An 11,150-nucleotide genomic window follows, 5' to 3' on the forward strand; every position below is an offset into this window, starting at 1 on the left:
TATGACAAAAGACAAAAATAAAATATACAGCTTCGAGTTAATGGCTTTTCATTTTAAGAATGAATTGAAAGCAATTTTTACAGATAGCGGTGCAGTGTTGATTTTGGTGGGGGCGCTATTGATATATCCGCTGTTATACTCGTTCGGATATTTTAACGAGGTGCTTACCAACTTGCCGGTTGGTGTTGTTGATTTAGATCAAACAGCTACCAGTCGGAAATACACCAATATGCTTGATGCCTCGCGTGAAGTGCAGGTTACATACAATCCACAAAGTTTAAAAGAGGCTGAACAGCTTTTTCTGGAAAATAAAATTGATGGTGTTTTACTTATACCAAAAGGATTTCAGAAAAATGTGCTATCGACAAAACAGGCCAATGTTGCCGTTTATGCCGATGGTAGTTACCTGTTGAAATACAAAACATTTTACACAGCGGCACAAGCCGTTAATGCTTATTTTGGGGCAGGTGTTGGCGTGCAACATTACCTTGCCGAAGGAAAATCGTTACGACAGGCAAAAGTTTCGGCCAGTCCCTTGAGTATTCAAACCCACATGCTTTACATTCCTTCAGGTTCGTATGGCAGTTTTATCATGCCCGGATTAATATTAATTATTATTCAGCAAACCTTGCTTATCGGTATTGGGATTATGGGGGGACCTTCTCCGAATCAAAAGAGTCTCCGTTCCGGTTACCGGAAAACAAACGCCGGCGCGAAATTATTCCGTTAGTCTTTGGTAGAGTAGGAGCTTATTTGCTCATTTCTGCATTTAATATTTGCCTTGCATTGATCATTATCCACCATTGGTTCAACTATCCCGACAAAGGCAATATGTTTGATGTGCTGATGTTATTATTCCCCTTCTTATTGTCGGTAATATTTTTCGGAATTGGTCTGTCAACCTTATTTAAACATCGCGAGTCGGCCATTGTATTTATGATGTTTTTATCGCCGATTGCCTTGTTCTTAAGCGGTATTTCCTGGCCGGTATCTGCTATGCCCGATTGGCTGGTAGGCTTATCCAAAATTCTGCCCGGAACAACAGCTGTACCAGCCTATTTGCGTTTACGCACAATGGGTGTTGGAATTACTGAGGTAAAATCAGAGGTGCTAAAGTTATATTTTCAGGCAGGAAGTTATGCCTTTCTAACTATTGCATATTTCTATGTACGGCTTTTTACTGGCAAAATAAGAAAGAGGGAGAATTCTTAAATTCATAAGGATCTCAATGAGGGACCAGAAAAAATAAAAAGTGGATCTATAAATAAGGTTTCCTCTAATGTCAGACGGATTTTACTCTTTGGCTTAGCCCAAAGAGTAAACGGAAAGCCCAAGGCTGCGTTCGCTTCACTCGGAAAAGCCCTGCCTACCGGCAGGCAGGTACGCGATGCCGCCTAAAATTCCTGAAACTTCCCGATACTACGATCGGGACAGGCTGTCGTGCCTCCTCAAACCTGCCGGCCGGCAGGCGGGCACCAGTAATTTTTTAACGCCGTTACCACTTGTTTTCCGGCTCATCGGTCGAGGCCAGGCTTCGATGTGACGACGTTACCTCAGCGGATGGCCTCTTTTGGTCGTTGCCCGGAGTTGAAGTAAAACCTTAGTGAGAGCGGGAAGCTCCGAGGAATCGAGGAGATCACCCGTCCGAATTTAGGTTTTATGAAAATGTAGCGGAAAGGCTAAAAGCAGCCTTGACTTTTTTGTTTCATTTTTGTGTCAAGACAAAAATGATAGCCTCCGGCAGGAAAAACATGGATAGGATTCCTAATCAACCATTTGCCTATTTAATTATTATTGAAATAAGAATATTATAGGTGTTTGACCTATTTGATTTCGTGGGTTTTTACCCAATGTTATAACAGAATAAAAAAAGCTTTGATCCAATCGCGGTCAAAGCTTTTTATTTAATTCAAAATTACTTTTAGTTTCAGTATTCGGGCTTTTTTATAAAGCCTGATGGAATCTTCAGAAACGGCAGTTGGAATGTCAACTTTAACGCTCCACACTGGCCCTGTTTCTTTTAGTTCCGGTTTTCCGTTTTTGAAATTGTCTTTCATTGTTTATATGGCTTTTCTGCAATGTATGGTATTTTACAAATATTATGCCGAAAACCCTTGTTAGTTATCACCAGAACTTTGTGAACAGTAGCTGTTTAACTGTTGCAGGGACTTAATTCACGGCTTTTATAGTGTATCCGCGCTTTTCAATGCTTTTTTCAATTTCATCGATTGACACTGCCGATGCGTTGTATGTTACAATGGCAGTTGAATCTGCGAGTGTCACTTTTACCGATTCAATCCCACTCAGGGAATTTACTCCCTTTTCTACCGAGGTGACACACGCATCGCAATGTAACCCGCCAATATCAATAGTTGATTCAACAATTTGTTCCGGCTGTGCAACTTCAGTGTGTTTTTTTGTTCCTGAATTACAGGCAACAAATCCTAAAAGAATAAAGAGATAAAATAGTTTCTTCATGGTATTTTTTTTAATGTTTACTTATCGAATAACCGGGGCAAGTATTTGTTTGTTTTCTTCGCTGGCTGCACCCATCACGGTTTTAACTTTGTTTCCCATAAATCTTGAGAACAGGCCCGAGTTCAACATCGAAACATAGGTTTTGCCGTTGCGTTCGTATACGGCAACGCGGCAAGGCATAAGTGCCGAAACCACACGTTCCTGGTCACTGCTCAAAATCTGGTAGGCATGATCGGGTTTGCACAGCGAAAATACTTTCACCGGTTTTACATCAAAACCATGTTTTTTCATGGTTGCCTGGAGATCATATAAATGCGGCATGCTCCAGTTATGGTCTTTTGCCGATTGTTCAATGGCGGCAACGGTTTCGTCAAAATCGAGTTTACTTTCGTTTACCACAAACATTTGTTTGGGCATTATAACAATCAATACAATTACGGTTAAAAGTATGCCTGCAATAAGTCCGGTTAAAAACATAGTTAATCCTTTCATTTTTAGTTGTGTTAATTTACACAAAGAAACAACATACCGTAAACTTTTGTTTGATAGATTTGCCTGATAGTGCTTAGAAGCATAGAAAATAAAAAAGGGAACCACTCATTCGAATGATTCCCTTCATATATATTGACGTTAGTTTTAATACAATCCTTCAATCGATAAATAGCGCTCGCCGTGATCGTACGAGAAAGTAAGAATTCGCGATCCTTTTGGTAGTTCTTTGATCTTTTTGGCAACGGCAGCAAAAGATGCTCCCGATGAAATACCAACAAACAAACCTTCTTCTCTTGCCGCTTTCTGAGCATATTCAAAAGCTTCCTCTTTACTAATTTCTACTGTTCCATCAAGAAGATCAGTATTTAGGTTGTTCGGAATAAATCCGGCACCAATTCCCTGAATCCCATGAGGGCCAGGATCTTTACCGCTAATTACAGGGCTTGAATCCGGTTCAACCGCAAAAACTTTTAGGTTCGGAAATTTTGCTTTTAAAACTTCGGCAACTCCAGTTATATGACCTCCGGTACCAACACCGGTAATCAGGTAATCGAAACCTTCGGGGAAATCTTTTAAAATTTCCTGAGCAGTAAAATTGTGGTGTACAGCAACGTTTGCCGGGTTGTTAAACTGTTGCGGAATCCAGGCGTTATCCAGTTCGTTGGCCAGTTCTTCGGCTTTGGCAATGGCACCTTTCATTCCTTTTTCCTTTGGTGTTAATTCCAGCTCGGCACCAAATGCTTTTAATGCTCTTCTTCTTTCCAGCGACATTGACTCCGGCATAGTAAGAATTAAACGATAACCTTTTACGGCTGCCACCAATGCCAATCCGATTCCGGTATTTCCCGACGTTGGTTCAATAATCACCGAACCTTCTTTCAGCAGTCCTTTTTTCTCGGCATCCTCAACCATTGCGAGTGCAATACGGTCTTTTATGCTTCCTCCCGGGTTTGTTTTTTCTACTTTCACCCAAACTTCGTAATCCTCCGGATAGAGGCGGTTGATCTTTACATGTGGCGTGTTGCCAATGGTTTCTAAAATGTTCTTTGCTTTCATTTCACTATGAATTTAATTTTTGAGTTATTTCGGTAAATACTTTTTAAACAAAAAAAAAGCCTTTCCGTTCACGGAAAGGCCTTGTATAATCATGCAATTAAGCTCAAGCTAAAACACTACAACACCTTTCCCTTTTTTAAGGAAACAACAACACATCATCATATTGTTACCGGTGTTTTTCTTTTTCATAATGGACGCAATATATGCAATTTTTATTTATTCTAAATAGTAAATATGAAAAAAATCATGTTTTTGTCTACTTTGTTAAGAAAAGCGGGTATTTGTCTGGCTGTCTTAAAGATTTTGTTTCGTCATCCTGAACTTGTTTCAGGATCTTTTAAGAATTTGAAACCAGGTTCTATAGATGCTAAAATAAATTCAGAATGACATTGTTGCTACCTTTTTTAGCCAGCCTCATTATCTTTGTTACTAGCCTTTATATCTAAGCCATTTAATCAGCTCTTTAATATTTACCTTTTTTCCGTACATCAGTAATCCAATGCGATAGATTTTGGCGGCAGCCATAATGCATACAATTGTAGTAATTACTAAAAGACCCATTGATAAAAGTAGCTCCCAAATTGGCAGATCGTAAGGAACGCGTGCCATCATTGCCACCGGCGAGGTAAATGGAATTATAGAACACCAGAAAGCCAGTGGCCCCTCAGGATTTTTGGCAATGGGGAAGAGCAGCATAATAGAAAGGATCAGCGGAAAAGTTACCGGGAATACCATCTGTTGCGAGTCTTCGTCGTTATCAACAGCGGCACCAACGGCACCAAGCAGAGCGCTGTAAAGCAGGTAGCCCACCAAAAAGTAAAACACAAACGAAAACAGAATAAGCGGCAGGTTTAGATTGCCGATCATTTCCATAATTTCCATTACCTGATTGGATTGTGTAGCCTGCACGGCAGCCGGGTTCATTTGTCCCTGCGACTCCATAATACTTTGTCCCATTTGTTGTGCCGACTCGGGCGTGAAAAAGAGGCTTTGTACCACAACCAGTCCAATGCCACCCAGAAGTATCCAAATGGCAACCTGTGTTAAGCCTACCAAGGCCGTTCCGATAATTTTCCCGGCCATCAGTTGGCTTGGCTTCACTGAAGAAATAATCACCTCGATAATGCGGCTTTTCTTTTCTTCCATCACGCTGCGCATAACCATGGCGCCATACATAAACACAAAGAAATAAATGAGCAATCCCATGGCATAACTGGCAATAAAGGCTACTACCGACGAACTTTTCTTTGTTTCGCCTGATTGCGAAACCTTAAGCGTGCTAAGATTTACGTTGGTGCGCGTTTGGCTCAGGCGGTCTTCCAGATCAGGGATCCCCGAATCGGCTATCACTTTTTGTCGTTTATCGTTTTCGATAAAGCGGCTTAGTTTGCGCTCAATTTGTTCGGTAAGCTCAAACGGCAACTGTTTTTCGGAGAAAAGCTGCGCCTGGTTGTTCGAGTAAATATCCGATGGAATGTAAAGTACGCCGTAATAACCGCTGCCTTTTACATTGGTTTTTAAGGTTGCAAATTCTTCTTGCGGAATAAAATGATAACTCGTTGTTCCTTCTTCGCTGAATTCGCCAAGAAATAAATTAGTGGCGTCGTACACGGCAATAGTGCGTTCTTCAGTGTCGTCTTTTATCGAGAAATAGATAACAAGCCCGTAAACGCCGGCAATTAAAAACGGCGTCAGGATGGTTAATATGATGAACGATTTCTTTTTTACCCGTTTCAGGTATTCTTGTTTTAATATCAGTAATGTGTTGTTCATTGTGGCAAGTTTAGTTTTGGTTCGACTCTTCAACGGCAGTAATAAATACATCGTTCATACTCGGAATAAGTTCTTCGAATGCCAGAATTTCGGCTGCCGGCATTAACGCCGACAACAATTCGTTATTCGAATTCCCGTTCAGATACTGCACTTTCAAGGTGTTTGCCTTTTCCGACTCATCGTGGCTGATGATTTTGTAGTTGGAGCCTAACGCCAGGTCAATAGCTTTAAATTCGCCCCTGTATTTTATATCGAAAATATTCGTTTTATATTTCATTCGTATTTCATCGGTTGGGCCGTCTTCAATCTTTTTCGATTTGTTGATTAGTGCAATGTGGTCGCATAATTCCTCCACCGATCCCATATTGTGGGTAGAGAAAATAATGGTAGCACCTTCTGCTTTAAGGTTTAGAATCTCCTTTTTTAGCAGCTTGGCATTTATGGGGTCGAAGCCACTGAAAGGCTCATCGAATATCAGCAGTTTGGGCTGATGAACAACAGTGGTAATAAACTGCACTTTTTGCTGCATCCCTTTCGATAATTCTTCCACCTTTTTGTTCCACCAAGGCATAATATCGAATTTCTCGAACCATTGTTTCAGGTTCTTCGACGCATCGCGGTGCGACATACCTTTTAACTGAGCCAGGTAAATAGCCTGCTCACCAATTTTCATTTTTTTATAAAGTCCGCGTTCTTCGGGCAGATACCCAATATGCGAAATGTCTGACCGGTTCATTTTTTTCCCGTTCAAAAAAATCTCGCCACTATCGGGGGCCGTAATTTGGTTAATAATGCGGATGAGGGTGGTTTTGCCCGCGCCATTAGGGCCAAGCAACCCAAAAATACTTTGTTCTTTCACCGAAATGCTAACATCGGTTAATGCCTGTGTGGCAGCAAAAACCTTGTTTACATTGTGCGCTTCGAATAATTCCATGTTGTTTTTTATTGAATAGTAAGATTTAACCTGTGCAAATTACAGGTTTGGTTTTAAATATGCATAAAGAAAGCCTGAAAATAGTGCCCCTTGAAATAAATATCGGCGAATGGGGATTATTGGAGGATGAATCGGAATTGTTGTTCATATTTTTCCAATTAATCCGGTCGGAATTGTTTCGACGCATTATGAATTCAATAAAAGTTTCTATGGAATTGTTTTGCGGACACGACGAATTGTCTCGCGGCAATAAAGAATTATAGGTATTATCTAAAGAATAGGGATTATTCGATAGAAAACCTCTATTATTTCAAAGAGAATTGTCTCTCGGAGTTATGGAATAGCTTTAAGGCAACACGGAATCATAGATATTCCATTTGGAAGCAAGGTTGTTTCATAGAGAATTTCTATAGTTCTTACTGGAATCAATCTTCAGCACAGTAGCCAAAGATCGCCAAAACATTTGCTTTAAAAATGATGCTGAATACTTTCTTCCAGATAAGGATGCTTTTTCGGAACCAAACTGGCTTTGGTAAGTGTTGTTCCTACTACCCACGAAAATAATCCGGCATACCCCAGGAAACTACCGATTTCAAGCAGGCCAAACTTGGCTTCGTGAACCGTTGCCGGCCAAATAATGTAGTACAGTTCGGTGTATTGTCCGATTATCAGCAGAAGGATTACCGGAATCATAAATAATTTGCTCCTCGAACTCTTTCGCGGCATCAGTACCAAAAACGGAATTCCCCAGTTAATTACGATATTGGCGAAGAATAGCACTTTGTATACGCCATGCCAGCGGTGCACAAAAAACGATGTTTCTTCCGGAATGTTTCCGTACCATATTAGCATGAACTCAGCAAAATTAAAGTAACCCCAAACTATACTCGACATAAAAATATAACGGGTAAAATCGTGCAAATGACTGTGGTTCAGCAAAGGAAATTTTCCTTGTTTTGATAAAATTATTACAATCAGTGCAATTATTGAAGAGGCGTGTAAAACTCCGGCCATAAAGCTTTTGCCGGCAAACATGGTACTGAACCAGTGGGGTTCGAGCGACATCAGCATATCAACCGAAAACAGGCTGAATGAAAGTGCCAGCACAAAAATCAGAATCTTGGAATAGAACTCCGATTTTTCGAAATAATACATGCCGCCAACTTCGTCTTCTTTTAACGAGAATTTGCGCAACACTTTCGACAGAATAATCCATGCGGCAAAGAATAAAACTACCCGTGCAAAAAAGAACGGTACATTCAGGTATGGCGATTTGTGCTGTAAGATATGGTCGTGCGAAACAACTTCGTGGTGTGTCCATTCAAAAACGGAATGCATGCCAAAATAAAGAATCAGGAAGAATACCGCTGCAAACGGAAGGTACGCGGCCATAGCCTCGGGCACACGCTTAAACATAGCCGACCAGCCCGATTGCGTAATGTATTGTATGGCGGCAAAAAAAGCAGCACCAATGGCCAGCGATACAAAATAATAATTGTTTAAAAGGTAGTTTGCCCAGGTGCGCTCGGCATCAAAAACAAAACCCAGTGCAAAGGATACTACGCCAACGCCCATTAGCGCGTAGGTGAGCATTTTAAACTTGTTGGAAAGTATTAATCGGTCTTCCATATCTGTTGCTTTTGTTCTTCTTAGTTTATCGTTCAAATCATTCATAGTTGTCATTTCGAAGGAGGTACGACTGAGAAATCTTATTCATGAGACAGATTTCTCCTCATTCTTCGTCGAAATGACAGCTTTTATATTCTACTTCCTAATTTTTATACCCATGATATTTTAGATGAACTCTCATCATATAATTCTCAATTTTGTAATACCTCTTTTACATACATCGCAATTTTCCAGCGGTCGGCTGGCCGGATCATCGACCCGTGCTCGCCCATAATTCCCTGGCCAACCGTAATTACATGGTAAATGTCCGCTTCGGGATTGGCCAACATCTTTTCGCTTAGTAAACTGGCTGGAGGAAAGGTGTATTTTTTACTTACATACAACGATCCCTGCCCGTCGCCCTTTTCTCCATGGCACTGCATGCAGTAAATGCCGTACATTTTTTTCCCACGATCCAGATTTTTTTTATCAAACACCACCGGGTTTTCCAGAGTGGCTGCTGCCAGCGCACGGTCTTCTTCCGTTTTTTCGTAAGCGTAAGGAACGGTGCCACGTGGAATTGTTCCCGGAACAGGTGGCTGCATGGTTTTTCCGTCGGCAAAATTGGGATTGGGCGTGTAGCTCTCGTAAGCCGGAGAGGCAACCATATCATCGAAATACTGCCAGCCTGTTGTTCGGCGGTTGTAATCGCAGGAAGAAATCAAGGCAAGAGTAAAAAGTAAAAAGGCAAACTTTAAACCGTCCTTTAGGGCGGTGTGGACATTGTTTGGCTTCCTGATATTGAAACTTTGAAAATTGTTAACTTGTAAAATAACAATTTTCAAAGTTTCAATTAGCTGCTGTACCTGCGTGATCACCGCCCTAAAGGACGGTGCAAAATATTTTCTAATTGATTTTATTAAGTCCATAGTTATTCAATTTTACCATGTTCTGTGAGGATCGATTTAACTGATTCGCTGTTGCTTGCCATTCCGGCCTCGTCGAATACCATAACAAATTTATCGTCGGTGGCACGCTCGTGAAATATCTCTGCTCTTTTGCCGGGAAAAATTTTTGCCCTTGCCGAAAAGGTAAAAAGCGTGAGCAATGTAATAGCAAGAATAGTAGCAACAATTGTTACCACAATAAACGACGGAAAAGCATTATAGGGTTTCCCTCCATAACGCAAGGGCCAATCGATAACTGCCGCATAAGTTAGAAATCCAAGAATCCCAATTGCGGCAAACAGTCCGTAGAAGAAAGCGGCATGCGTAATACGTGTTTTAATGGGCATTCCTTCCAGAATCTCGTGCACCGGGTAAGGCGTATAAACCTCAACCGGAGTAACTCCTTTGTCTTTTAATTTCTCAAAAGCATCAACTAAAGTTGCTTCGTCGTCAAAAACGCCAAGGATATATTTTTTACTCATGACTCTTTGCTTTTAGTTGTCCGTTATTTGGTTTGTCGAATTTGGCCACACTTTTTAATTCAGAAATGGCAATCATTGGAATGTAGCGGAAGAACAACAGTACGCCGGCAAGAAACATTCCGAGTGTCCCGACAAAGAATCCTATTTCAACCCAGGAAGGCGAGTAGTTCGCCCAATTGGCTGGTAAGTAATCGCGGCTAAGCGTGGTAACCACAATGTTAAAGCGCTCGAACCACATACCAATATTGATAATGATTGAAATGATGAAAACAATCCACATGCGTTTACGAACGGCTTTAAACCAAAACAGCTGTGGAACCACGGCATTGGCGGTAAACATGATCCAAAACTGAAGTGCATAATCGCCAAACAAACGGTTTTGGAAGAACATATAAGTTTCGTATTCCGAGGCTGAATACCAGGCAATAAAAATCTCTGTCATGTAGGCTGTTCCCATAATGAGTGAAATAAATATCAGAATCCGGCAAATCGCATCAATATGTCTGTCGGTAATAAAATCGTTCATTTTGTATAGGCCACGCATCGTAATTACCAAGGTGAGCACCATTGCAAATCCCGAGAAGATTGCCCCGATTACAAAATACGGTGGAAAAATGGTGGTGTGCCAACCGGCTTGTACCGAAACAGCAAAGTCAGTAGCTACAATCGAGTGTACCGAAACGACCAAAACGGCAGCAATTCCGCCAAGTACAAAACTCAGGCCTTCAAAACGCAGCCACTCGCGGCTAGAACCGGTCCAGCCAAAGGCAAAAAATCCGTAAACTGCTTTTTTAATTTTCGATTTAGCAGTGTCGCGTATGGTGGCAAAATCAGGTACCATTCCAAAATACCAGAAGCTTGCTGATATAAGCAGGTAGGCCGAAATAGCCACAAAGTCCCAGAAAAGGGGAGAGTTAAAATTCACCCAAAGTGGTCCCCGCGTATTCGGATACGGGAAAATAAAGAAAAACAACCACGGACGCCCCATGTGTAACAGCGGGAAAAGACTGGCACAGAAAACGGCAACAACGGTCATTGCCTCTGCAGCACGGTTAATGGCTGTTCTCCATTTTTGTCGTAAGATGAGCAGGAAAATGGAAAATGCTGTTCCGGCATGTCCGATACCAATCCACCAAACAAAATTGATGATGGCCCAACCCCAGGCAACCGAGTTGTTAACTCCCCAGGTGCCAATTCCGGTTGAAATGGTTACGTATTTGCAATACAAACCAAATCCGAACATGCCCAAACTCACCAGCATGGCTGCATACCACCATAACGGTGTTTTGGCATGGATGGGTGCTAATATCTCCCTCGATATCTGGCTATGCGATTTTTCGCCATCAATTAGCTTTCCCCTTACGGCTGAATTATACATAG

13 protein-coding genes are annotated in these 11,150 nt (G+C 41.4%); 3 read left to right on the plus strand and 10 right to left on the minus strand.

Features of this window, described 5'->3' with window-relative positions; translation table 11 throughout:
• The first annotated feature begins 1 nt into the window (after nucleotide 1).
• The gene (locus G0Q07_RS20980) at nucleotides 2–730 is read left to right on the plus strand and encodes an ABC transporter permease (protein ID WP_163344895.1); all 729 of its coding nucleotides are present in this window, start codon (nucleotides 2–4) and stop codon (nucleotides 728–730) included.
• Nucleotides 731–753: 23 nt separating this feature from the next.
• Nucleotides 754–1,212 carry an ABC transporter permease gene (locus tag G0Q07_RS20985; RefSeq protein WP_163344896.1) on the plus strand — a complete coding sequence of 153 codons (459 nt, stop codon included), beginning with the start codon at nucleotides 754–756 and terminating at the stop codon, nucleotides 1,210–1,212.
• A 692-nt stretch (nucleotides 1,213–1,904) separates the two neighbouring features.
• On the opposite strand, the gene G0Q07_RS04105 is transcribed toward G0Q07_RS20985, so the two are convergent.
• The 6 genes from G0Q07_RS04105 to G0Q07_RS04130 form a co-directional block, all read right to left on the minus strand.
• The gene (locus tag G0Q07_RS04105) at nucleotides 1,905–2,057 is read right to left on the minus strand and encodes a hypothetical protein (protein WP_163344897.1); all 153 of its coding nucleotides are present in this window, start codon (nucleotides 2,055–2,057) and stop codon (nucleotides 1,905–1,907) included.
• Between the two features lie 112 nt (nucleotides 2,058–2,169).
• Complete coding sequence (locus G0Q07_RS04110; RefSeq protein WP_163344898.1) at nucleotides 2,170–2,478, minus strand: heavy-metal-associated domain-containing protein; 309 nt, start codon at nucleotides 2,476–2,478, stop codon at nucleotides 2,170–2,172.
• 21 nt (nucleotides 2,479–2,499) lie between these two features.
• Nucleotides 2,500–2,970, minus strand: a complete 471-nt coding sequence (locus G0Q07_RS04115) for a DUF302 domain-containing protein (protein ID WP_163344899.1) — start codon at nucleotides 2,968–2,970, stop codon at nucleotides 2,500–2,502.
• Between the two features lie 144 nt (nucleotides 2,971–3,114).
• Nucleotides 3,115–4,026, minus strand: coding sequence for a cysteine synthase A (gene cysK / locus G0Q07_RS04120; RefSeq protein WP_163344900.1), 912 nt, complete (start codon nucleotides 4,024–4,026; stop codon nucleotides 3,115–3,117).
• Between the two features lie 429 nt (nucleotides 4,027–4,455).
• Entirely contained in the window at nucleotides 4,456–5,799 is a 1,344-nt protein-coding gene (locus G0Q07_RS04125) for an ABC transporter permease (protein ID WP_163344901.1), read from the minus strand.
• Nucleotides 5,800–5,809: 10 nt separating this feature from the next.
• Entirely contained in the window at nucleotides 5,810–6,733 is a 924-nt protein-coding gene (locus tag G0Q07_RS04130; RefSeq protein WP_163344902.1) for an ABC transporter ATP-binding protein, read from the minus strand.
• A 59-nt stretch (nucleotides 6,734–6,792) separates the two neighbouring features.
• On the opposite strand from G0Q07_RS04130, the gene G0Q07_RS04135 reads away from it, so the two are divergent.
• Nucleotides 6,793–6,996 carry a hypothetical protein gene (locus tag G0Q07_RS04135; protein ID WP_163344903.1) on the plus strand — a complete coding sequence of 68 codons (204 nt, stop codon included), beginning with the start codon at nucleotides 6,793–6,795 and terminating at the stop codon, nucleotides 6,994–6,996.
• Between the two features lie 205 nt (nucleotides 6,997–7,201).
• Here G0Q07_RS04135 and G0Q07_RS04140 read toward each other — a convergent pair whose 3' ends face one another.
• The 4 genes from G0Q07_RS04140 to nrfD all read right to left on the minus strand — a co-directional run bounded on the left by G0Q07_RS04140 (nucleotide 7,202) and on the right by nrfD (nucleotide 11,148).
• A complete protein-coding gene (locus G0Q07_RS04140) occupies nucleotides 7,202–8,407 on the minus strand; it encodes a quinol:cytochrome C oxidoreductase (protein ID WP_163344904.1) in 1,206 nt (401 codons plus the stop codon).
• A gap of 146 nt (nucleotides 8,408–8,553) precedes the next feature.
• Nucleotides 8,554–9,270, minus strand: a complete 717-nt coding sequence (locus tag G0Q07_RS04145; RefSeq protein WP_163344905.1) for a c-type cytochrome — start codon at nucleotides 9,268–9,270, stop codon at nucleotides 8,554–8,556.
• Between the two features lie 2 nt (nucleotides 9,271–9,272).
• Nucleotides 9,273–9,770 carry a DUF3341 domain-containing protein gene (locus G0Q07_RS04150; RefSeq protein ID WP_163344906.1) on the minus strand — a complete coding sequence of 166 codons (498 nt, stop codon included), beginning with the start codon at nucleotides 9,768–9,770 and terminating at the stop codon, nucleotides 9,273–9,275.
• Nucleotides 9,763–11,148: an NrfD/PsrC family molybdoenzyme membrane anchor subunit gene (gene nrfD / locus G0Q07_RS04155; protein WP_163344907.1), complete on the minus strand. Its 1,386-nt coding sequence runs from the start codon at nucleotides 11,146–11,148 to the stop codon at nucleotides 9,763–9,765. Before nrfD ends, G0Q07_RS04150 begins: the two co-directional genes overlap by 8 nt.
• Nucleotides 11,149–11,150: the final 2 nt, after the last annotated feature.

The organism is Draconibacterium halophilum (assembly GCF_010448835.1).
In the GTDB taxonomy this organism is placed as follows: domain Bacteria; phylum Bacteroidota; class Bacteroidia; order Bacteroidales; family Prolixibacteraceae; genus Draconibacterium; species Draconibacterium halophilum.